Below are 22556 nucleotides of genomic sequence, written 5' to 3'. Positions count from 1 at the left end.
ACAGCCCAAAACTCATGCTTTGAGAATTGGGCTGTTATTTTTTTGCAATTTTGCTGCGTTCAACTGCTTTATCCGCGCATACGCCTGCTGCCAGCTCGTCAGCGACAGCTGCCACAGCTCGCTGTACGCCCGCACTGCCGCCTGCGGCGAACTTGCGTGCAACGCGCACAGTCCCCGCACTCCTGCATAAGGATAGTGCGGAATGCATGTCCGCGCCTCCTCGGGCGTCTGCAAAAACGCCTGCGCTATACTATGCTGCCCCTGCTGCAGGCAGCACAGCCAGCGGGCAAACTCCGCCAACGTTTCCTTGACCACGGCAGCCTGCGCCGCCTCCGTCTGCCGGCCATACCAATAGCGCTGCGCCTGCTTGTACTCCGCACTCTGCACCGCTGCGCCGGCAGCGCCAAAATGCGCCAGCACCGCCTGATAATGCAGCAGATGTACACGCTCATGCACCAGCACGGAATCATAATAGGCTGCGTAATCCCAGCCATGCTCAGCACATTCCTGCCTGATAGCATTCACATAAAGCGTAATGCCCTTGCCCGCAGCAAACTCGCCATGTAGCAGGCGTTTGAACTTTAGCTGCTGCAGCTTTTTGCTCCACTCGGCATATTGCTTGCCAAGCCTTGGCAATGCAGCTATGTCATGCTCCGCCTGCAATGCTTCCGCACGCTCGAGTAATTGCCTGCCCTCGCGCTGCACGGCAACCGTGTCATAGCGTCCGTACTGCCTGTAAAGCAGTACGTCGGACTCCGCATACGCTGCAGGCAGGCCAAGCCTTTCGGGAGCAGTGACGATATTTTCTAAGATAATTTCTAACATTCTTTTTGAATAAACAAGCACTTTGCAGTTTCTCGGGCCATCTCTGCGCTTAAATTATAATACCATGGCAATGGTCAATCTCATGCTGGATAATCTGAGCCGTAAAGCCGCTGAAGCTCTGCTTGCACTTTTTAAACTGCATGTCCTGATAAGCCACGGTAATTTTTTCGTAGCGCACTGCAGCACGCTCGCCCTCCAGCGACAGGCAGCCTTCCTCCGTCATATACTTGCCGGAGCGCTTGATAATCTCCGGGTTCAGCATAGCAATATTCGTAGGGCCGATATTTACGGCGATAACGCATTTGGATACGCCGATCATGTTTGCTGCCAGGCCCACGCAGCGGTCCGCATGAGCTGCGAGCGTATCTAATAAATCCTGCGCTACTGCAATATCCATAAAGGTTGCAGGCTGCGATTTTTGTGCCAAAAAGGCTTCGTCTCTAATTATTGGTTTTTCCATGGTGTACCTCCGTAGGTTTTTTGCTTAGCGCCAGCCTTATCTGACGCAACGCCCAAGAATAACATTAATATCATCCTTCAAAATAATCATAAATCTTTGCCTCTACCGGCGTTTTCATTTCGTAAAACATTTGCACAATAGAAAGCTTTTCACCCTTGTTGCCGGTAATAGTGGTACCGATGCTCTGCTTATGCAGCATTTCGCCCATAAAGTAAAATTCTGAGCCCTCAGCATCACTCTTTTTGATAAACAGGAGCTTCAGTGTTTCCGGCTGTTCAATCGCTACAACCTCAGGCGAATCAATATTTACTCTGCTGCGCGTCTGCCAGTTAAAAATCGTAGGACTGGCAAATCTGTCATCATATTTAGTGCTTTCACTGATATTTTCATCCTTTTTATAGGTTACAAATATCGGACAGGTGTTGTATTTAACCCTATAGCCATAAACAACAGCGCTTTCATCCTTCGCCCAGTTCAATATACGGCAGACATCCTTACGCGTATATGAACCATAAAGCTTAAAGCCATAATAAAATTTTGCTGGCTTATAATCAGACAAAAAGCGTTTTTCCGCATAGGCCAAAGCATCATTAACATAGCCGTAAAATTCTTTATTCGCAAGCATGCTGCTAAATTTTTCACTTAAACAGATGCTATCTGCATTCGCATTCACCAACGGCATATTACCATATTTTTGGGCATCCGCAGTTTTAAAAAATTGCATACTCAATACATTCACTACGCTGGCAACAGTTGCTACCGAAGTAGTAAGCTGATACTTATCCTGCATATATTGCATAAACGCAGGCACATCAATTTGCGTATGCTGCATTAAACAGCGCAGCAGCACAACCTCTTCCAAGCGTCTGCCATTAGCAAGCTCCAAGCAGATAAACTCCAACAGCCTGCCATGCATTGCACTCATCGTGCTTTCGTAAGGATCTGCATATTGCCTGAAATTGTAATAGGATTTTTTCTTTTGGATAAACAGATATGGATCCTTGTCACCCAAAGCCAGAAAATCAAGCATCATCGGTGCATGACCTAGCTTAGATTTAACTAACTGATAGGATTCCTTTAGCTGACGCAGCTCCAGAAAATTATTTTTATTTAAGGATTCAAAAATGCGCTCACGAACTACATCAGTAAAATAAACCGTCGAAGCACCCGGTAAAAAGTTATTATGCACAATGCGACGCAACTTTTCCTTACTGCCGCTACGGTCGTCATACAAAGCTATCGGCAACATGTAATTGTTTTCATAGTTACCGATAAAATCAATAACCTCCAGATAGCGCTTCGCCTTGCTCTTACGCAGACCACGGCCAAGCTGCTGTACAAAAACAATAGCAGACTGCGTCGGACGCAGCATAATAATCTGATTGACGGAAGGAATATCTACGCCCTCATTCAAAACATCAACGGAGAAAAGATAATCGAGCTTATCTACGCCCTCCTCGTCGCTTTCAAGACGTTTGATAAGCCTTGCACGCTCTTCCTCACTGGTAGCACCAGCCAAAAAGGCAGCTCTTTTGCCATGCTTATTAAACGCCTCAGCTAAAGACCTCGCTTCTTCTATCCTGCTGCAAAAGACAATACCCTTGACGCGCCCTTGGTCACAGCCATAAAAATCTGCATAATACAGGATATTTTTGACACGTTCTTCACTCGTCAGGCGGACAAAATCAGCATTATCATCTAAAAGCTCGCCATCTACAACAATTTCGCTTACGCCGTGATAATGAAACGGCACCAGCATATTTTCAGCCAAGGCCTGATTTAAACGGATTTCGTAAGCAATATTATGGTCGAAGGTTTTAAAAATATCGCAGTCATCGGAGCGCTCCGGCGTTGCTGTCATACCCAGTAAAAACTTAGGCTTAAAATAGCTCAGCACCTTTTGGTAGCTCTTAGCTCCTGCATGGTGCGCTTCGTCGATAATAATATAGTCAAAAGCATCTGGTGCAAAGGCATGCAGGTTTTCATCCTTCACCAAGGTCTGCACTGTAGCAAAAACATAATCCCTGTCGATTTCTCTGTGACCGCTGGTAAACAAACCAGTCGTAATATGCTCATCAATGATCTGCTCAAAGCTCTCCTTAGATTTACGCGCAATCAGCCCGCGATGCACTATAAACAGGCAGCGTTTCGGCTGCGCTGCCCTAACATCAAAGGCCGAAAGATACGTTTTACCGGTACCAGTAGCAGAAATCAGCAAAGCGCGATTTTTGCCCTCTGCCCTAAGCGCTGCAATATTTTGTAAGGCTGCTGCCTGCATTTTATTAGGATTGATTTTGTACAGCTTATGTATTTTTGTATAAGCACGCTGTCGTTGGCTGCGCGCTTCACCATAAATGCGCTCATAGGCAGCAATCCATTCCTCAGTAACAGGCGTAGCATCATCCCACGCCTGATTAAGCTCCTCCTGCATCTGCCTGATCAAAGCGCCATCCTTCATGGAAGAAAGCTGCACATTCCACTCGCGGTTAACCGTCAGCGCACTTTGCGTCAAATTACTGCTGCCAACAATCATGGTATAATTTTCATCCTTAGCAGAGGTTGCATGTGTATGGAACAAGTAACCCTTAGCATGAAAATTATAATCAGAGGTGATTATCTTTAATTCCAGATTATGAAACTGCAGTAATCTGCGCAGCGCTCGCGGTTCCGTAAAGTTTTGGTATTGCGAGGCCAAAATTTTTCCCTTAATATGCTTATTCTCCAATTCCTTCAGCGTATCAATTAAGCAGGCAATACCGCTGTTAGTTACAAACGCCACAGAAAAGAAAAATTCATCACAATGCTCCAGCTCAAAGAGCAGGTTTTCCAATACCTTTACCTGCTCCTGCTGATTATTGGTCAATATCTTAGGCAAAAATCGTTCGTCAGTTTCAATATTAAAATCAATAAAGCCCGCCTCAAGATACAAGGCAAGTTCACTGCTGTTCACGATTAATCAATCTCCTCATGCTGCAGACGCTCTACAATCGGCATATCTGCTGCCGCCCAATCCAGACTGCTTAATTCTGCCGGCGCCAGCCATTTTGCAGCTACATGCTCCTTCATAACAAACTTGGGCTGTGCCAGCTTGCACACATACGCATGCATAGTAATCGCAAAATCCGGATAGGTGTGCTCTACCGTCATCAGATACGCATCCTCGGGAATGCTAATATCCATATCCATTTCCTCACGCAGCTCGCGTTCCAGCGCAGTGTGACGCTCTTCGCCGGCTTCTACTTTACCGCCGGGAAACTCAAATTTATAGCTTACATAATCAAATTTGCCTTTATTACGCTGCATGCACAAAATCTTGCCGTCATGCTCAATTACCGCTGCCACTACCTCATAATGCTTCATCATTACAACCTCCGTGCGTTTTCTCTTGTTTCCTTCAACATAACTACTGCATCATATACCGCTTCTCCATTAGTACCGGGAATAATATCCTCAAAATCGGCATAGCTTCTGTTAAACGAATTAATAACTTCATTTTGACTATTATAAAACGTCACAGACAGTGTTCTTCTCATTCTGCAGTCAAGGTCATATTCATCATGTGAAATAACATATTCATCTTTATCTGCATCATACCATTCCATCCATACAAGCGCACATTGATGATTTCTATGCGCATACTCTTCGCTACCTGTATAAAATCTTGCCGTTGCCGTATCAATCCACGCCCCGTAATGTGCATCAGAACCTATCCAATACCATCTCGGCGGCTGCGGCGGATTAAAGGCTGCACACGTTGCAGTCAGCGACAGTAGTAAAACCAACAAACACAATATTTTCTTCATCACAAACACACCTTTCAAACCTATTTATCTATTATCTTGTTATTTGTAAAGAATTTCTATTCCCTATTCTACCCTACATCTGCGCCTTAAGCAACCGCAAGCCCTTTATTACTACACTACGTCTGTACATTCAAACACGCTTGTACATATTAAATAAATTCTACACAAATTTGATTTGTAACCCATTTTACGTTACAAGTCAAATTTATTCACCTTTTACCGCTCCGTCATCACCTCAAAGCTCTTGCCGTCCGTCGTCACCGTCAGCGTACCGTGATCATGTGTTGTCAGCACCTTTGCGCCAAGATGCGTTAAGCTGCCCACCACGTTCTTGTTCGGATGTTTATAAATTGAAAAGTCACCGCAGCTGATGAGTGCATATTTAGGCTTAACCTTGCTGACAAACGGCCAATAGGACGAGGTCTTGCTGCCATGATGCCCCACCTTCAGCACATCTGCCTGCAGCGCAGTGCCATATTTTTGCTGCAGCGCATCCTCCACCGGCGCCTCCGCATCACCCGTCAGCAGCATCTTAAAGCTGCCGTAATGCAGCATCAGCACCAGGCTGGTGTTATTCAAATTTTTCATATCCTTTTTGCTGAGGAAGTCTCCCGGCGCCAGCACCTCAATATAATAATTTTTATCAATCTTAATCGTATCCCCGGCCTTCAGCGCCTGTCCGTTATACCTGCCGGCGCGCAAATCCCGGTCCAGCGCCACGGACGCTTTGTAACCGCTGTTGACATAACCGCTGTCATAAATATTGCTGACGCCGTATTTACCGCGCACATACATGATATTACCCATATGATCACGATGATGATGTGTCACAAAAACTGTCTTGATTTTGCTGACGCCAGCCTTATCCAGCGCCTTGATTATCGCCTGCCTGCCGCCGCTGTCGCCAACCTTGTCCTTAACGTCATTGCCCACGTCAATCATGATATTACGCTTGCCGTCCTGCAGCAAAATCGCATCTGCCTGCCCCACATCCAGCACGCTGATGCGCAGTCTGCCCTGCGCTGTGCCTGTGTCCTGCTTTTGCTGCATGCTCTGCGGCATGTTATTTTTTACCGCCGCACGCACACTTTCGGCGTTTGGCTGATATAGACCGCTGTACGCTGCCAGCGCCACAATGAAGGCTATAATAATCTGAAAAACAAACTTTAATTTACGCATGAATATCCTACTTCCCTTTTCTTTACTCAATTAATAAGTTTTTACTGATATATTTATTATATCACGCATACAAAAAAGGCGTACATACTTTTAAATCGTATGTACGCTTCTTTCTTAATCTGTCAGTTTAAAAGGCCTGAAATTTTTCTTATTTTTTCGGAGTAATCGCCAAGACGCGCGCCGGCAGGCCGGTCGCTCCTTCAATACGCGGCCAGGCCGCAACAAGCAATGCTCCCGCATGTGCCACACGGTCCAGGTTCTGCAGCACTTCAATCTGCAGCTTGCCCTTGCCCAGCACATAGCGCTCGCACGCCAAATCTCCTGCCTTGGCAGCCTCTGCCGAAGCATCGGTGTCCAATGTTTCGTGGCCGTTGGCTGCAGCATTGCGCTCTTCATAAATATATTGCAGCGCCGGCAAAGACCAGCCGGGGAAGTTTTCGCTGCCGTCGTCAGCAATACCGCTCAGCTTATCCATATCAGGCCAATTTTTATACCAGTCTGTGCGCAGTGCCACAAAAGCGCCGTCGGGAATCGGTCCATATTCTGCCTCATAAGCCTTGATATCCTCCACCGTTACGGCGTAATGCACATCCTCTGCAACCTTGGCAGTGATATCAATCACGCACAAGGGAAACAGCATCTGCTGCGCGCCAAACGCTTCGGATAAAGGCATATCCTTAACAAAGTGACCGGGAAAGTCAATGTGTGTGCCATATTGCCCGGGAAATTTAAAGGTCTGAATCAAACATTCCAGCATCGGGTTGCCCCAATCGAAAACTGTCTTGCTAACCTCTACCGAGCCTGAGGGAATACCGCTCCACACCGGACTGTCATTGTTCATAGAGTGGGAAAGCTCCACCCATTCATAAGCGTCTGATTTCATTTCCTCTAACATATTCCATAATTTGTACATAAGAAAACCCCCTCAATAAAAAATATTGGTCTCATTATTATCATAGTACATTGATAGGAATTTGTAAAGCAGATATTTGCATAACAGAATCTTTGTATCAATGCAAAAGACCCGCCACCGCTAAAAAGCGGCAACGAGTCCTTTTATACGTAATAATTATATCTTAATTAATCTCTCAGCTTAGCCTTATATGCTTCGGCAACCTCAGCAATTACCTTCTTCATGGAAGCATCAACCTCAGCATCGGTCAGGGTGCGGTCTGCAGCCTGATAAGTCAGGTTGAAGGCCATGGATTTGCAGCCTGCAGCAACCTGCTTGCCGGTATAGATATCAAATACACGCACACCCTGCAGCAGCTCGCCTGCATGCGCACGGATAACCTGCTCCAGCTCGGCATTGGTTACCTCTGCCGGAACAACAACGGCAATATCACGGCTCATGCTCGGGAACTTAGGCAGATGCTTGTATTGCGGTACAGCGGTTGCACTTGATACCAAAGGCTCTACGGCCATTTCCAGCACGTAGGTAACCTGATCCAGCTCAAAGTTTTCCTGAACTACCGGGTGCACCTCACCGAAGGAGCCGATAACCTCGCCGTTAACAACGATATCACAGCTTTTGCCCGGATGCAGGTACGGCTGTTGGCTGCGAGTCATGGTGTAATCGCTCACCTGCATTGCTTCCAGCAGGCCTTCAACGATGCCCTTCATATCATAGAAGTCAACGTTGCCTTTATCGTCGCACCAGTTGAGTGCTTTGCGGCTGCCGCTCAGTACTGCGGTCAGCAGCTGACGCTCTGCGGGATCCTCGGTCAGCGGCAGTGCCTTCGGCAGGAAGATACGGCCGATTTCAAACAAGGCAACACTGTTGTTGTGGTTACGCAGGTTGAAGGAGGCAGTCTGCAGTGCGCTCGGAATCATGGTGGTGCGCATTACGGAGAATGCGTCGGTAATCGGGTTCAGCAGCTCGATGCAGTTACGGCGTGCATCATCTGCCGGCAGCAGCATTTTATCGTAAGCGTTAGCCTTGATGAAGCTGTAGGTCATCATCTCGCTCAGGCCTGCGCCTACCATGTAATCCTGTACGTCGTCCTTTACATCGTCCAGCACAGACTGGCTGCCTTGGGTGATGGTCAGCTCCGGCTGATGGCTTTCGATGAAATCATAGCCATGCATACGCGCAATTTCTTCGCTGATATCGGCATCGCAGTCGATATCACGGCGCCAGGTGGGAGCGGTAATCAGCAGCTCGCCGTCCTTTGCTTCTACGCCGAAGCCCAATTTAGTAAGAATAGCAACCATTTCGTCCTCAGCAATATTCACGCCGATGCGGCCGTTAATCTTTGCTGCGGTAGTGGTGATTACTGCCGGCTTCAGCTCTTCGGGATAAGCCTCTACGATACCGCTGAAGGTTTCGCAGGCACCCATTTCTTCCAGCAAATGAGCAGCACGGTTCAGAGCGTCATGGTCGCGGATGGTATCCACACCGCGCTCAAAGCGGCCGCTGGCTTCACTGCGCAGTCCCAGCGCACGAGAGGTGCGGCGGATGGAAGGACCGTGGAAGGAAGCAGCCTCCAGAATAACGTTCTTGGTTTCGTCAGTAACCTCGGTCAAGAGGCCGCCCATAACACCGCCCAGACCGGCAGCCTTTTCGGCATCACCGATGGTAATCATAGCAGAGGTCAGCTCACGCTCCTTGCCGTCGAGGGTAACAAGCTTTTCGCCCTCTTGAGCACGGCGCACGATCAGAGTGTGGCCGGCAACCTTGTCGGCATCATAAGCATGCATCGGCTGGCCCAGCTCCAGCATTACATAGTTGGTAACGTCAACTACGTTGCTGATGGGACGCACGCCGCAGGCACGCAGACGGCGCTGCATCCATTCGGGAGAAGGCATGATTTTGATGTCCTTCAGCACGCGGGTAGCAAAGCGGGAGCACAGCTCCGGTGCGTCAATTTTTACGTTTACATAATCGCTTGCCTTGCCTGCGGCAGCTTCCTTAACGTCCATAGCAGGCATTTTCAGCGGGCAGCCGGTAATAGCGCTGATTTCACGCGCTAAACCGATAATGCTGAAGCAGTCCGCACGATTGCTGGTCAGGTCGATATCGATAACGGTATCATCCAAGCCTAAAACGGTTTTGATGTCTACGCCAATCGGAGTGTTTTCCGGCAGAATGAAGATGCCGTTTCTTTGCTCCGGCAGCAGCAGCTTGGATTCAATACCCAGCTCATCGGCACTGCACAGCATACCGAAGGAATCAAGACCGCGCATTTTAGCCTTTTTCAGCTTCAGGCCTTGCGGGTTGCGCTCGCTCGGAGGCAGTACGCTGCCAACTACGGCAACAGGCACAATGTCATATTGATGTACATTTTGCGCGCCGGTAAGAATCTGCACCGGCTCGCCGCCTTGGCCGTAATCCAGCATGCAAACCCACAGATGGTCGCTGTCGGGATGACGGTGAATTTCCATAACCTTACCGGTAACAACACCCTCCAGGCCTTCGCCTAACTTTTCTACAGTGTCAACCTCCAGGCCGACACGGGTAATTTTATCGCACAGCTCCGCAACGGAGATGTTAATATCTACATATTGTTTTAACCATTCTAAAGATGCAAGCATGATTGATCCTCCTTATTTGAATTGACTGATGAAGCGTTGGTCATTTTCGAAGAACAGGCGCAAATCGTCAATGCCGTATTTCAGCATAGCGATACGTTCAACGCCCAGACCAAAGGCAAAACCGGTCATTTTCTCAGGATCATAACCGCTCATGCGCAATACGTTGGGATGTACAACACCGGCGCCGAGGATTTCCAGCCAGCCGCTGTCCTTGCAGACATGGCAGCCGCCGCCCTTAGCATGGCAAATCGGGCAGGATACGTCAACCTCAACGGAAGGCTCGGTGAAGGGGAAGTAGGAAGGACGCAGGCGCACCTTTACATCCTCGCCAAACATTTGCTTACAGAACAGTTCCAGAGTGCCCTTCAAATCTGCCAGGCTGATGTTTTTATCTACAACAAGGCCTTCTACCTGATGGAACATCGGGGAATGGGTTGCGTCGTAGTCACAGCGGTAAACGGTACCGGGGCAAATCATGCGAATCGGAGTGTTAGGCTCCTTGCTTTCCAAGGTACGCGCCTGCACGCCGGAGGTTTGGGTGCGCAGCAGATAGTTTTCGGTGATATAGAAGGAATCCTGCATATCCAGTGCCGGATGATCAGGAGGCAAATTCAGTGCGGTGAAGTTGTGGTATACGTCCTCGATTTCCGGACCGTCGCAAACGTCAAAGCCCATGCGCATGAAGATTTTCTTAATCTCACGCATGGTCAGGGTTACTGGATGCAGATGACCTGCTTTTGGCTTGCGGCCCGGCAGAGTAATATCAACCTGCTCATTAGCGAGCTTGTCAGCCAGTGCCTTCTTCTCCAGCACGGCGGTTGCTTCGTTGATTTTGCCCTCCAGCTCAGCCTTGATTTCGTTGACAATCTGGCCGATTTTCGGACGCTCTTCGGCAGGCAGCTTGCCCATACCGCGCAGGATTTCGGTCATCGGGCCTTTTTTGCCCAGATATTTGACGCGCAGGTCCTTGAGCGCATCAAGAGAAGTTACGGCAGCAAGCTCTTCTAAAGCCTGTGCTTTTAATGCTTCTAATTTTTCTTTCATTGATTTCATCCTTTCTTCATTGGACGGCTTAGAAAGTATCAGATACAAAGAAACGCGACGCAGGCGTACCAAAGGTACGTGACGCAAAGACCCGATTTATCATGAGCTAATGCGAATTGGATAAATCGTTGGTCGTGCTAATACCTTTGGTACAAGAAGCTGTTTCTGCAGTAGATGATGCTTTATCAGCTGTCAGCCAAAAATAAGAAAACGCCCCTGCAAAACTGATAAGTTTACAGGGGCGAAAAATATTCGCGGTACCACCCAAATTTGTTCCTTCATTTGCAAGCTTTAACGCAGCCTTACGCCCACCCTACACAGCCATGCAGCCTTCAGACAGGACACTCCCAAGGGAACTTCGGCATAATTTTGTGTGCGAAGCTTACAGCCGGTGACTTCGCTCTCTTAAACACAGCCTTAAGCCTACTTGCTTGTTCATCGTGTTATCAGGGGTCGATTCAATTTGATGTTTATTATAGCACTTTTTGAGCAAAAGATAAAGAGGGGTAAAATGATTTATTATTTTCTCCTTTCATCCAACCTGTTTGCTTTTCGTCCAAAATTGGTATATAATTGGACGAAAGTAACAAATATTGGAAGAAAGAAGGTGTGGATAAATGAGAAATTTTGACTATGCAAAATTGTCAACAATGCTTTGGGACACTGAAATTTTATCATACATAGCAAAAATTCATGAGTATAAAGGACGTCAGGCTTTATATCTGCGCCAAAAGCCTATGGAATTAGAACGGTTAGTTGAGGTAGCCAAAATTCAAAGCACGGAAGCATCCAACAGAATTGAAGGTATTATTACCACGAAAAGCCGTTTAAAACAGTTGTGTGAAGATAAGACCACACCTAAAAATCGTGATGAGAAGGAAATTTTAGGTTATAGGAATGCTTTAAATCTAATACACGAAAATTATCCTTACATACCTGTTAAGCCAAATTATATTTTACAATTACATAAAGAGTTACTAAAATTCACTAATCTTTCCTATGGTGGTATTTTTAAAAATACGGCTAATGAGATAGATATGCGTTTGCCTGATGGCACTATGCAAATAATTTTTAAGCCTCTTTTACCATATGAAACACCGCAAGCCATAGAAAATATTTGTGCGAGCTACGAAAATACCCTCAACAAAGAATTAGTTGATCCACTGCTGCTGATACCTTGCTTTATTTTGGATTTTCTTTGCATTCATCCGTTTAATGACGGTAACGGCCGAATGAGCAGATTATTAACTTTACTGTTATTATACCGCAGCGGTTATGTAGTCGGACAATATATAAGTATTGAAAAAGCTATTGCAGATACCAAAGAAGTATATTACGAAAGCTTGGCTGCTTCTGACGAAAATTGGCACACAGAAAAAAATAATCCCCGGCCGTTCATAAAATACATGCTTGGCATCATTTTAGCATGTTATCGTGAATTCGAAGAACGTATTACCATTTCAGAACAGGCAGGAGCTAAAAGCACTGTCTATGATATTGTCAGATACTACGTTACACAAAAACTGGGACGTTTTACCAAGAATGATGTTTTAAATTCTTGTCCAAACATCAGCTCTTCTTCGGCAGCTGCAGCTCTCAAGAAATTAACAGAAGAAGGCGTGATAAGCAGATACGGCTCCGGTAAAAATACATTTTACGCAAGCAATACCTTACATTCGACTGAGCAGCAAACCCATCTAAGATAATCAGGCTAAATCATTTCTTTCATCCAACTCCTTAACCTTTCGTCCAAAATCGGTATATAATTGGACGAAAGTAACACATATTAGATAAAACCGCCCCCTGAAATCAGCTTTTCAGAGGGCGATTAATTTTTTCAATATAAATTATTTTACGCAGGAGCAGGCAACTTTATTGGATTCGCTTCTGAATATCCTCGATAGAAGGCAGCTGCTTTTCTAGACTATCCGGCAAACTGCTAGTTATTTTGTACTCGCTTACACCAATAGGTTTCGATATATCCTTCAGGGAATATTCTGCAACAACGTTGTTCTTGCTCTTACACAGAAGCAAGCCTATAGACGGATTATCTTGTTCCTTTTTCAAAATACCATCTACTGCGGAGAGGTAGAAGTTCAGCTTTCCTGCATATTCAGGCTTGAAATCACCTGTTTTCAGTTCTATAACTACATAACAGCGTAAATTGATATTATAAAACAACAAATCAATATAAAAATCATCACCGCCTACATTCAGATGGTATTGATTTCCCAAAAACGCAAATCCTGTTCCAAGCTCCAAAAGCAGTCTAGTAACATCTCGAACAAGAGCTTGTTCAACATCTCGTTCCAGCATATCCTCTTTGAAAGTAATAAAGTCAAATACGTAGGGATCCTTCATGGTCTGTGCGGCTAATTCGCTTTGTGGAGACGGTAAACGATTTTCAAAATTAGAAACTTTCTCTGCTAAAACCTGTCGCTGATACAAACTGCTTTCAATCTGATGTACTAGCACATTACGTGACCAACCATTTTGTGCTGAATTTTTGATGTACCATTTTCGTTCTTCCAAATTATTTACTTTATCCAGAATAACTATATTATGCCCCCAAGGAATTTGTGCAACAACCTGTTGCACAAATTCTCGTTCCGGATAAGTTTCAGCAAACTTTGCCATATACTTAAGATTACGGACGGAGTAACCTTTGCTTTTCGGAAATGCCAAGCGAATATCAGCAGCAAGATTATCAATAAACTTGCTTCCCCAGGTTTTATGCTCATTAATAACACAACCAATATCATAATAAAGCAGCAGCATATCTGCATTCACATGAAGCGCAGCACGATATTGCGCAGCATTTATTTCACGCTTAATATTTTCAATAATGGAGAGATACTCCGTTGTATTCATCAGCACACCTCTCGCCTCACTTTCATTTAACCATTATTTTTGTTTCACATAATATTATTATATCACAAAGCACTATAAAATTTAAAATTTAAGTATAAGCGCAAGCAAAAAAAGAAACCGCTTAACAAGAAAAACTCCCAACACTTAAATAAACAAAAAATCGACCTCCCAAAACCAACATTTCAGCTTTAGGAAGTCGATTTATTTTTTTTAATTATTTTACGCAGGAGCAGGCAACAAAATGCTGCGGCTCAACCTCGCGCAATACCGGATTGCCTTTATCGCAAACGCCGGCAACAGGGCAGTCGCAGCGCTTCATGAAACGGCAGGCATCCGGCAGGTTGATAGGAGCAGTAATTTCGCCCTTGATAACCTGACGCTTGGGCTTATCCTTGCCCACGATAGGCAGAGGAATTGCCGAAAGCAGTGCCTTGGTGTAAGGATGCAGCGGATTCTTGAACAGCAGATTAGCAGGTGCTTTTTCTACCATAGTGCCCATATACATAACCGCAATATCATCCGAGAAATATTTTACTACGGACAGGTCATGGGTAATGAAGATATAGGTCAGTCCCAAATCCTTTTGCAGCTGTTTGAGCAGGTTCAGAATCTGCGCCTGAATGGAAACGTCCAGCGCGGAAACAGGCTCGTCGCAAACAATAATTTTTGGGTTCATCGCCAAAGCGCGGGCAATGCCGATACGCTGACGACGGCCGCCGTCCAGCTCATGCGGATAGACATTGGCATAGCGCTCTGCCAAGCCAACGGTACGCATCAGCTCCAGAGTGCGTTCTTCAATCGCTTCCCTGCCTTTAATCAGCTTATGCTCGATAATCGGCTCGCTGATAAGCTGCATAACGGTTTCACGCGGGTCCAGAGAGGAAAACGGATCCTGGAACACCATCTGCATCTTTTGGCGCAGCGGGCGCATTTCCTTACGGCTCAGCTTGGTGATATCGTTGCCCTGGAAGATGATTTTGCCGCTAGTGGGCTCAATCAGCTTCAGAATACAGCGTCCGGTGGTGGATTTACCGCAGCCGGATTCGCCTACGATACCCAGAGTTTTGCCTTCCTCCAGAGTAAAGCTTACACCGTCGACAGCATGCAGCTGACCTGCAGCGGTATTAAAATATTTGGACAGATTGTCAATAACTAACAGCGGAGCATTACTCATTTTTGGTTCCTCCTTAAAGCAAATCCGGGTCTGGAATAAGCGTGGCAGGCTACAAAATGAGTTTTGCTGCCATCTACGGAATGCAGCTCAGGCACGGAGGCAGAGCATGCTTCGGTAGCATAGGGACAACGCGGAGCGAAGGTGCATCCGGGCGGCAAATCCGCCGGGTCGGGCATCAGGCCTTTGATAGGCTCCAGCATTTCGCCCTGCTCCTTCAGGTTCGGCAGGCTGTTGAACAGGCCCTCGGTGTAGGGATGGCGCATATTGTTGAATACATCGTCAACAGTGCCCTTCTCTACAATACGGCCGGCATACATAACTGCCATATCGTCGCAGACCTCGGCAACGATACCCAGGCTGTGGGTAATCATCAGCATGGACATATCGCGGTTGTTGATGAGGTCCTTCATCAGCTCCAGTACCTGCGCCTGAATGGTTACGTCCAGTGCAGTGGTAGGTTCATCGGCAATCAGCAGCTTCGGGCTGCAGGCCAGCGCGATAGCGATAACTACACGCTGCTTCATACCGCCGGAGAACTGATGCGGATAGTCGTTGGCTCTTGCTTCGGCAATACCAACGAGCTTCAGCATATCCTTGGCCTTTTCCAGAGATTGCTCCGGAGTAAGGTTCTGGTGCAGCTCCAGACTTTCGGCAATCTGCTCGCCTACGGTCATAACAGGGTTCAGCGCAGTCATCGGGTCCTGGAAAATCATTGCCACGTCGTTACCGCGCATTTCCTCCAGCTCACGCTCGCTCATTTCGAGTACGTTTTTGCCTTCAAGCTTAATCGTACCGCTTTTGATAACTCCCGGAGGATCCGGAACAAGGTTCATGATAGACAGTGCGGTAGTGGTTTTGCCCGCACCGGTTTCGCCTACCAAGCCCAGAGTACGTTTTTTGCCGATAGCGATATCAATGCCGTTTACTGCATGCACATCGCTGTCTTCTGTTTCATAATGGACCACAAGGTCCTTGATATCTAATACTAAATCCATAATGCAGCCCCCTTATTTCTTCAGCTTAGGATCCAGCGCATCGCGCAGGCCATCGCCCAACAGGTTCAAGGCTAATACGGTAAACATAATAGCTAAACCGGGAATAACACAAATGTAGCTGGCATCACGAATATGGCCTCTGCCGCCGGAAAGCAGCGCGCCCCATTCGGGAGCAGGCGCCGGTACGCCGATACCCAAGAAGCTCAGGGAGGAAGCGGAAATAATAGTAGTACCGATCAGCAGAGTAGTCTGTACGATAATCGGAGACAGGCAGTTCGGCAGAATATGTCTGAGAATAATCTTCCAGGTGGGCAGGCCCATCGCATAGGAGGATTCAACATATTCCAAATCACGCACCGTCATAACGGAAGCACGCACGATACGCGCATAGTTGGTTGCGCAGGAAATTGCCAGAGCAATAATCAGGTTGATGGTGCTGGTGCCCAGCAGAGATACGATTACTACTGCCTTCAGAATGTTAGGAATGGAGTAGAAAATATCAATACCGCGCATGATGATATCATCGGCCTTGCCGCCGTAGAAGCCGGCAATAGAGCCTAAAATGGTACCAACAATCAGACCGAAGCCTACGGAACCGATACCAATAGCCATGGAATAGCGTGCGCCGTACATAACACGTGCAAACAGGTCACGGCCGTATTCATCGGTGCCGAACCAGTGCTCCCCGCTGGGAGGCTGCAGCTTAATAGCCAGGTTCTGACCGATAACGTCGGTTTCATAGTTGAATACCAAGGGACTTACCAGAGCGATGACGCACAGCAGTGCCAGAAAGGCCATGCCGATTACAGCGCCCTTATTTTTCAGCAGACGATGCCAGGTTTCCTGGAACATGGTGCGTCTTTTAGTTCTTTTCTTTGCAGCCATCTTCCTCACCCCTTCTTGCTGTACTGCGCCTTGATACGCGGATCAAAGAATGCGTATACCAGATCGACAACCAGATTAATCAGGCACATCAAAATAGAACACAGAATAATAGAACCTGTTACCATCGGAATGTCACGTCTGGTAATAGATTCATATACCAGACGGCCGATGCCGGGCCAGCTGAATACGGTTTCAGCCAGTACGGAGCCAGTGATAACCAAAGACATTTGCAGACCGATAGCAGTGATAATAGGAATCAGTGCGTTTTTCAGACCATGCTTGTAGATTACACGATGCTCGCTGCAGCCTTTGGCACGCGCGGTGGTCATATAATCCTGACGCATAACGTCCAGCATGGAGGAACGGGTAATACGGGTAATCAAAGCTGCCAGACCGAAGCCTACGGTTACAGCAGGCAGAACCAGGCTCTTCCAGCCAAAGTTGCCGCCGGTCGGGAATAATCTCAGATGCAGAGCAAAGATAATAATCAGCATCAGGCCCAGCCAGAAGTTAGGCATGGAGGTACCGAACAGAGCGAAAATCATGCCTGCGGTATCCTTCCAGGTGTTCTGGTGGATAGCGGTGTAGATACCCAGAGGAATGGATACCAAAGTAGCAATAATAACAGCAGCACCGCCCAGATACAGGGTGTTCGGCAGATATTGGAAGAAGGTATGGAATACGTCCTTGTTGGTTACATAGGATTTGCCCATATCACCTATAAGCATACCTCTCATATAGTTAAAATATTGCAGCAGGAAAGGCTGGTCCAGACCAAGATCATGGCGGATCTGCTCAATCATTTCCTTCGAAGCGCCGTCGCCGGCAATCATCATTGCGGGGTCGCCCTCAGTAAGACTCATTGCCCAGTAAATCAGAAAAGAGGTTACTAAAATTACAGGAATCAAACTGAGGAGTCTGTTGACAACATATTTAAGCATTCAACAAAGCTCCTTTCCGTAGAACTCAAATAAAAGGTGCTATGATAAAACAAGAGAGGACTACGCCTCCCTTGTTTTACGCCTTTGTAAATTTTTCAGCAAAATTATTTAGCGATATAAGCATGACGCCAATCGTGGTTGCCGCCGCCGTAGAAATATTGACCTTTCAGGTCTTTATTGTAGGCAACTACCAGGTTAGCAATGTACAGAGGAACCTGCGGGCATTCGTCAACCAGGTATTTTTGCAGCTCAACGCCAGCTTCCATGCGTTTGTTCTGATCCTTCAGGGTTGCAACATCATCAATCAGCTTGTCAGCCTTCGGATCGGAGAAGTGATGATAGTTGGAACCGGAACCGGTGTAGAACAGGTCGCGATATACGAAGTCAACCTTGGAGTCTTCGTTCCAACGCCACAGGAACAGACTTTGTTTGCCGTCCTTGCAGGCAGCCTTCAGAGCAGCTTGCTCCATCGGAACCAGATCTACGGTAATACCGATTTGTGCCAGGTTAGCTTGGATAACAGTTGCAATCTGCTCGTAGGGAGCGCCGGTTGCATAGGTCAGAGTGGTTTTGATAGGACCGGTTACGCCGGATTCCTTCATCAGCTGTTTAGCACGCTCCAGATTGTAGTCATAGCCGGGCATTTCATCATAGAAGCCCCACAGACCACGGTTCAGAATGGTTTTTTGCAGAGTGCCTTTGCCATTCAGAGCAGCGTCCAGAACAGATTTCTTGTCGATTGCGCAAGCTACAGCCTGACGCAGTTTTTGGTTATCCCACGGTTTCTTTTCAACATTGAATGCAAAGTAGAACAGACGGGTACCGGGTTGTTCGTAAACAGTGATATTCTTGTCATCCTTCAAGAATTTCAGATCGCTGATAGGCGGATTTACGCATACATCGATTTCGCCGGCCTGCAGAGCCATTACGCGAGCAGAAGCCTCAATCATCGGACGGAATTCGATGATATCGGATATGCCGGGAGCAAAGTTTTCGGTTGCAGGCAGGTTGTTGCCCCAATAATCCTTAACCTTGGTCAGACGGCAGTATTCGCCTTGAACCCATTTGTCATATTTGTAAGGGCCGGTGCCGATAAGCCACGGCTCTTTTACACCATCATCATAAGCTTTTTTGGATTGGATGGACAGAGGAACGGAGGACAGAGATTGAATGAACTCGTTGTTATAGGAGCTGATTTCGATTTCAATCTGATATTTGTCTTTAACGGTAGATTTTACATAGCCTGCCAGAGCGGATTTGATAACGTTTTTCATTGCCATATCCAGGGTGAATTTAACGTCATCTGCAGTCATCGGAGTCTTTTTACCGTCGTTGAAGTATACGTCCTTACGCAGGTTCATGATGATATGGGTATCATCTACGAACTTCCAGTCGGTAGCCAGACCAGGGCCGAAACGCTCCTTGCCTTGAGAGCCGTTATTGAAGAATACCAGAGTCTGGTGAGTGTTCTTCAGAATAACGTTGTTGGCAGCGTCCTGTTGTTTTTGCAGGTTAAGGTTGTTGATATCGGCATCGGTACCAATAACCAGCTTCTCCTTGTGTGCAGTACTGCCGTTGTCAGCTTTTTTGTCATCGCCGCCGCAGCCTGCAACAGCCATAGCAAGAATCATCAAAGCTGCCATGATGAGCACTAATAATTTTTTCATAATGCACCTTCCTTTCAAAATTGCATTTTATGATTACTTCCATTGTACACTATGAAAGAACTTTATGCAAGACACAATTTTGTCAATAGTTCTACACTTTTAGTTCATCGTTTAAATTTCTCTGCCCTAAAATGCTTTTACAATAATAAATGCACAGCCAAACTGTGACTGCGCATTATAAAGCACTGTTCTTATATGAAGGACTGCTCTTACATCATCTTCAAAAACTTGTCATACATAGCCAAAAAGCCCTGCATAAAGCTCTTGGCCTTCGCCAAGTCCTCTGCATCCGGATGGCTGGCTGCAGCAGCCCAACGGGCTTCGCTCTCGGGACTGGGGCTGTGCGGGCTGCCTGCCGGCATCTTGCGCATCATGGCAATCAGTGCTGGGTCAATCGCACCGCGGATAGATAAAGTACCCAGTACCTTGCAGTCCTTGTTCATCAGTACACCTGCATTTACCAGGGAGCTTACAGCGTGGTCGCTCGCCGGGTCTGCGCCCAAGGTTTGGAACAGCACTACCTTTTTGCCGTGCAAATTCTCCAGATATTTTTTCATCTTCGCATTCGGTGCGCCCTTGTCAACCCAGTAGCCTGCTACAACAACAGCGAAGTCATCCGCAGCCGGAGCAGCGTCAACCTGCGCCAGCACGCAGCGTTCGCCTGCAGCCTCGGCCAAAGCCTTGGCAACCTTTTCCGTATTACCGGTTTTGCTGTCATAAACGATTAAAATGTCCTGCATAGTAGTACACTCCTTTTATTTCATATTCTTCATAATGCCCATCATCTTCTGGCCAGCCTGCTCCATCAGTCCCGGTTTGCCGTAAAGTGCGCACTCCGCAGCTGTCAGCAGCACTCTGTCCATCTGACGATAGTAATATTTTCCCTTCGCCGTAAAGAAATACTTGCCGTCCATAGCATAAAGCAGGTCCAAAAGCTCCCACTGCTCCAGCAGCGGCGCAAGCAGGCTTTCCCAATCCGCATCACTGTAGCGCTTCAGCAAAGCAAAATCAAACCTGCCGGAATCACACTGTCCGGACAGCTTTTCGAGGAGCAGATAGTTTTCGTTATGCTTGCCCATGCCCATGACAGCGTACTGTCCGGCAGTAGCCTTTTTTACATAGTCGCTTCGGTCCATAGTCTTCATGTAATTGTACATTCCCATGTGACCGCCGCAGGCCGCACCGCAGGTAATGATGTTCGCACCGCTCTTCACCAACGTATTGTAACCGCTGCGTTCATCCTCGCGCATTGCCCAATGGCAGCAGCTCAGCGCCTTGGCTCCCTGCTCCGCAAGCAGCGCATCAGCAGCAACGAACATTTCCGCCAGCATTCTGTCGTTATATTCGTATTTAATATTGCCCTTGGCAATCGCCTGACCTAAGGGAGATTTCGGCATAATCTGCAGCTTGTACAAATCCATACCGCTCACGCCGCAGGCCAGCGCCGTTCTGATATCGTCCAGCAGCATTGCCTGCGTTTGGCCGTTCAGGCCGTAAATCAGGTCGATAATAACCTTGACGCCTTTGGCTGCCACATCTTCGAGCTTGGCCGTTACCTCTTCCTTCGCATTAAGCCTGCCTAAGGAGCGGCGCAAATGCGTATCAAAGGCCTGCACGCCGAAGCTGAAGCGGTTCACGCCGCCGGCAATGCAGGCAGCGAGCTTATCCGCCGATAAATCATAGATACTGCTTTCAAAGGTTACCTCGCAGTCATCCGCCAGACTGGCAGCACTGTGAATTTTGTTCAGCAGCGCGCTTATCTGCGCCGGATTGAGCACGGACGGCGTGCCGCCGCCAAAGAAAACAGCTTCCGGTCTTTGCTTGGCAAAAACGCCCTGCTGCTGCAGAAAATCCAGCTCCGCCAAAAGCGCCTGTACATATTCCTCAACCTGCTCCGCCTCAAAGGGATTGCGGTAAAAGCTGCAGTAGGAGCAGCGCAGATTGCAGAACGGAATATGCAGATACAGCGCCGTCGGCTGCTGCGGCTGCAAAGCAAACTCCTGCAGCATCGTCCCGGCCATCATCCCCGGCAACGGTTTGGTCTTGCGCGGAACATAGGTCAGATCTTTGAAGCTTGCTTCAACAGCAGTTACCCCCGGCTGGCCTGCAAGAGCCTTATAATCATCGCGCTCATAAAACGCCTGAATATTTTTTGCGTAATCAATCATCAGCCTACTCCTTTACTGCATCAGGATACATTTTTGCTGCCATGCAGCGTACTGCCTTAGGATATTCCAACCCTGGATTGAGCAGGAACAAATCGTCCGGCAGGAAAAATACCTGCTTATTTTTTACCGCATCGATGGAATTCCACGCCGGGTTGCTCATAATCTCCAGCTTAGGATTTCCCTCACTATCTCTGGGCACACCCATAGAGGTGATAAAAATTACCTGCGGATTTTTCTCCAGCAAATCCTCTAAGCTGTAGGGAGCCTTGTCAGGCTGAGTTCCCATCGGTCCGCTGACAGGCTTGGTTTCGCCCTGTACTACGTTGCGTAATTTAAGCATTTTAGCACAGCAGCCGGCAATACTGGTTTCCCTTTCCATGGTGATGCCCATGCTGGTGGTGTGCAGAATCGCTACGCTGCGCTCGCTTTTAGGCAGCTTGCTTACTGTAGCATTGATATCCTTATCGAGATTTGCCACAACCTTCTGCGCCTTATCATCCTTACGCATTATTTTGCCAATGGTGAGCATGCTGTGCTTAACATCCTCATAGGATTTCAGATTCAGCACAACAACTGGAATATTGTTGGATTCCAATGTATGCAGATAACGCTCGTGCATGCCCTTGTACGCAATTACCAGATCAGGCTTCAGCTCAATAATTTTTTCTACATTAATATTAAAAATAAAGCCTACCTCGTCAGCATCCTTGGCAAAAGCTGGCACCTTGCCTACCTGTGTTTTGGCACGGCCGACAACCTTGCCGTCTACAGCCTGCACCAGCTCTAAAAATGACGGTGACAGAACAACGATTCTTTCGGGAACCTTTTTCAAGGTAACAATGCGCTGGTTATCATCAGTGATTTTTATTGCGGAGCCTGAACCGGAATTTCCGGTTAGCGGTGTGCAACCGCTTATACATAAGCATACCATAAGAACCGTTAAAATGAAACTGAAAATTTTTCGCATAATACTTCCTCGTTAGGCAAACAAAGCAGGCCATCGGGCCTGC

19 protein-coding genes and 1 other annotated feature are annotated in these 22556 nt (G+C 47.3%); of the genes, 1 reads left to right on the top strand and 18 read right to left on the bottom strand.

The window, feature by feature from the left end; all coding sequences use genetic code 11:
* Nucleotides 1-12: 12 nt before the first annotated feature.
* From Q7Q81_RS01805 to pheS, 9 genes are all read right to left on the bottom strand, one after another.
* A complete protein-coding gene (locus tag Q7Q81_RS01805; RefSeq protein ID WP_304273233.1) occupies nucleotides 13-825 on the bottom strand; it encodes a hypothetical protein in 813 nt (270 codons plus the stop codon).
* 49 nt (nucleotides 826-874) lie between these two features.
* Nucleotides 875-1285, bottom strand: a complete 411-nt coding sequence (locus Q7Q81_RS01800; RefSeq protein WP_293696893.1) for a peptide deformylase — start codon at nucleotides 1283-1285, stop codon at nucleotides 875-877.
* A gap of 70 nt (nucleotides 1286-1355) precedes the next feature.
* The gene (locus Q7Q81_RS01795) at nucleotides 1356-4235 is read right to left on the bottom strand and encodes a DUF3427 domain-containing protein (protein ID WP_304273230.1); all 2880 of its coding nucleotides are present in this window, start codon (nucleotides 4233-4235) and stop codon (nucleotides 1356-1358) included.
* 2 nt (nucleotides 4236-4237) lie between these two features.
* Nucleotides 4238-4645, bottom strand: a complete 408-nt coding sequence (locus tag Q7Q81_RS01790; RefSeq protein WP_368502099.1) for a (deoxy)nucleoside triphosphate pyrophosphohydrolase — start codon at nucleotides 4643-4645, stop codon at nucleotides 4238-4240.
* A gap of 2 nt (nucleotides 4646-4647) precedes the next feature.
* Entirely contained in the window at nucleotides 4648-5088 is a 441-nt protein-coding gene (locus Q7Q81_RS01785) for a hypothetical protein (protein WP_304273224.1), read from the bottom strand.
* A gap of 216 nt (nucleotides 5089-5304) precedes the next feature.
* Entirely contained in the window at nucleotides 5305-6267 is a 963-nt protein-coding gene (locus Q7Q81_RS01780) for a ComEC/Rec2 family competence protein (protein WP_304273222.1), read from the bottom strand.
* 148 nt (nucleotides 6268-6415) lie between these two features.
* A complete protein-coding gene (locus Q7Q81_RS01775) occupies nucleotides 6416-7180 on the bottom strand; it encodes a cyclase family protein (protein ID WP_304273219.1) in 765 nt (254 codons plus the stop codon).
* 167 nt (nucleotides 7181-7347) lie between these two features.
* Nucleotides 7348-9801, bottom strand: coding sequence for a phenylalanine--tRNA ligase subunit beta (gene pheT / locus Q7Q81_RS01770; RefSeq protein ID WP_304273216.1), 2454 nt, complete (start codon nucleotides 9799-9801; stop codon nucleotides 7348-7350).
* A gap of 12 nt (nucleotides 9802-9813) precedes the next feature.
* Complete coding sequence (gene pheS / locus Q7Q81_RS01765) at nucleotides 9814-10845, bottom strand: phenylalanine--tRNA ligase subunit alpha (RefSeq protein WP_304093825.1); 1032 nt, start codon at nucleotides 10843-10845, stop codon at nucleotides 9814-9816.
* A 234-nt stretch (nucleotides 10846-11079) separates the two neighbouring features.
* Nucleotides 11080-11293 (bottom strand) — a binding site (T-box leader).
* A gap of 169 nt (nucleotides 11294-11462) precedes the next feature.
* Here pheS and Q7Q81_RS01760 point away from each other — a divergent pair.
* Nucleotides 11463-12551 (top strand): Fic family protein, encoded by a 1089-nt coding sequence (locus Q7Q81_RS01760; protein WP_304273213.1) that lies wholly within the window; start codon nucleotides 11463-11465, stop codon nucleotides 12549-12551.
* A 166-nt stretch (nucleotides 12552-12717) separates the two neighbouring features.
* On the opposite strand, the gene Q7Q81_RS01755 is transcribed toward Q7Q81_RS01760, so the two are convergent.
* The 9 genes from Q7Q81_RS01755 to Q7Q81_RS01715 form a co-directional block, all read right to left on the bottom strand.
* Nucleotides 12718-13716: a PDDEXK nuclease domain-containing protein gene (locus Q7Q81_RS01755; RefSeq protein WP_304273211.1), complete on the bottom strand. Its 999-nt coding sequence runs from the start codon at nucleotides 13714-13716 to the stop codon at nucleotides 12718-12720.
* A 214-nt stretch (nucleotides 13717-13930) separates the two neighbouring features.
* Entirely contained in the window at nucleotides 13931-14890 is a 960-nt protein-coding gene (locus Q7Q81_RS01750; protein ID WP_009145788.1) for an ABC transporter ATP-binding protein, read from the bottom strand.
* Nucleotides 14887-15885: an ABC transporter ATP-binding protein gene (locus Q7Q81_RS01745; RefSeq protein ID WP_210684715.1), complete on the bottom strand. Its 999-nt coding sequence runs from the start codon at nucleotides 15883-15885 to the stop codon at nucleotides 14887-14889. Before Q7Q81_RS01745 ends, Q7Q81_RS01750 begins: the two co-directional genes overlap by 4 nt.
* Before the next feature lie 12 nt (nucleotides 15886-15897).
* Entirely contained in the window at nucleotides 15898-16770 is an 873-nt protein-coding gene (locus Q7Q81_RS01740; protein WP_021720555.1) for an ABC transporter permease, read from the bottom strand.
* Between the two features lie 5 nt (nucleotides 16771-16775).
* Nucleotides 16776-17711, bottom strand: a complete 936-nt coding sequence (locus Q7Q81_RS01735; RefSeq protein WP_304273208.1) for an ABC transporter permease — start codon at nucleotides 17709-17711, stop codon at nucleotides 16776-16778.
* 104 nt (nucleotides 17712-17815) lie between these two features.
* The gene (locus Q7Q81_RS01730; RefSeq protein WP_304078114.1) at nucleotides 17816-19378 is read right to left on the bottom strand and encodes an ABC transporter substrate-binding protein; all 1563 of its coding nucleotides are present in this window, start codon (nucleotides 19376-19378) and stop codon (nucleotides 17816-17818) included.
* Nucleotides 19379-19587: 209 nt separating this feature from the next.
* Nucleotides 19588-20118, bottom strand: coding sequence for a flavodoxin family protein (locus tag Q7Q81_RS01725; RefSeq protein WP_293691970.1), 531 nt, complete (start codon nucleotides 20116-20118; stop codon nucleotides 19588-19590).
* Nucleotides 20119-20133: 15 nt separating this feature from the next.
* On the bottom strand, nucleotides 20134-21546 hold the full coding sequence (locus tag Q7Q81_RS01720) for a radical SAM protein (RefSeq protein ID WP_304273205.1): 1413 nt from the start codon (nucleotides 21544-21546) through the stop codon (nucleotides 20134-20136).
* A gap of 4 nt (nucleotides 21547-21550) precedes the next feature.
* The gene (locus Q7Q81_RS01715) at nucleotides 21551-22513 is read right to left on the bottom strand and encodes an ABC transporter substrate-binding protein (protein WP_304273202.1); all 963 of its coding nucleotides are present in this window, start codon (nucleotides 22511-22513) and stop codon (nucleotides 21551-21553) included.
* Nucleotides 22514-22556: the final 43 nt, after the last annotated feature.

The sequence above is a fragment of the Phascolarctobacterium succinatutens genome (genome assembly GCF_958453765.1).
In the GTDB taxonomy this organism is placed as follows: domain Bacteria; phylum Bacillota; class Negativicutes; order Acidaminococcales; family Acidaminococcaceae; genus Phascolarctobacterium_A; species Phascolarctobacterium_A succinatutens_B.
Note: the sequence above shows the minus strand (reverse complement) of the source record. Positions and strands in the feature narration are given on the sequence as shown.

Excerpts from the sequence above, each read along its gene's own strand:
- Q7Q81_RS01805 (WP_304273233.1), bottom strand. The coding sequence starts at position 825 with ATGTTAGAAATTATCTTAGAAAATATCGTCACTGCTCCCGAAAGGCTT.
- Q7Q81_RS01800 (WP_293696893.1), bottom strand. The coding sequence starts at position 1,285 with ATGGAAAAACCAATAATTAGAGACGAAGCCTTTTTGGCACAAAAATCG.
- Q7Q81_RS01790 (WP_368502099.1), bottom strand. The coding sequence starts at position 4,645 with ATGAAGCATTATGAGGTAGTGGCAGCGGTAATTGAGCATGACGGCAAG.
- Q7Q81_RS01785 (WP_304273224.1), bottom strand. The coding sequence starts at position 5,088 with ATGAAGAAAATATTGTGTTTGTTGGTTTTACTACTGTCGCTGACTGCA.
- Q7Q81_RS01780 (WP_304273222.1), bottom strand. The coding sequence starts at position 6,267 with ATGCGTAAATTAAAGTTTGTTTTTCAGATTATTATAGCCTTCATTGTG.
- Q7Q81_RS01775 (WP_304273219.1), bottom strand. The coding sequence starts at position 7,180 with ATGTACAAATTATGGAATATGTTAGAGGAAATGAAATCAGACGCTTAT.
- pheT (WP_304273216.1), bottom strand. The coding sequence starts at position 9,801 with ATGCTTGCATCTTTAGAATGGTTAAAACAATATGTAGATATTAACATC.
- pheS (WP_304093825.1), bottom strand. The coding sequence starts at position 10,845 with ATGAAAGAAAAATTAGAAGCATTAAAAGCACAGGCTTTAGAAGAGCTT.
- Q7Q81_RS01760 (WP_304273213.1), top strand. The coding sequence starts at position 11,463 with ATGAGAAATTTTGACTATGCAAAATTGTCAACAATGCTTTGGGACACT.
- Q7Q81_RS01755 (WP_304273211.1), bottom strand. The coding sequence starts at position 13,716 with ATGAATACAACGGAGTATCTCTCCATTATTGAAAATATTAAGCGTGAA.
- Q7Q81_RS01750 (WP_009145788.1), bottom strand. The coding sequence starts at position 14,890 with ATGAGTAATGCTCCGCTGTTAGTTATTGACAATCTGTCCAAATATTTT.
- Q7Q81_RS01745 (WP_210684715.1), bottom strand. The coding sequence starts at position 15,885 with ATGGATTTAGTATTAGATATCAAGGACCTTGTGGTCCATTATGAAACA.
- Q7Q81_RS01740 (WP_021720555.1), bottom strand. The coding sequence starts at position 16,770 with ATGGCTGCAAAGAAAAGAACTAAAAGACGCACCATGTTCCAGGAAACC.
- Q7Q81_RS01735 (WP_304273208.1), bottom strand. The coding sequence starts at position 17,711 with ATGCTTAAATATGTTGTCAACAGACTCCTCAGTTTGATTCCTGTAATT.
- Q7Q81_RS01730 (WP_304078114.1), bottom strand. The coding sequence starts at position 19,378 with ATGAAAAAATTATTAGTGCTCATCATGGCAGCTTTGATGATTCTTGCT.
- Q7Q81_RS01725 (WP_293691970.1), bottom strand. The coding sequence starts at position 20,118 with ATGCAGGACATTTTAATCGTTTATGACAGCAAAACCGGTAATACGGAA.
- Q7Q81_RS01720 (WP_304273205.1), bottom strand. The coding sequence starts at position 21,546 with ATGATTGATTACGCAAAAAATATTCAGGCGTTTTATGAGCGCGATGAT.
- Q7Q81_RS01715 (WP_304273202.1), bottom strand. The coding sequence starts at position 22,513 with ATGCGAAAAATTTTCAGTTTCATTTTAACGGTTCTTATGGTATGCTTA.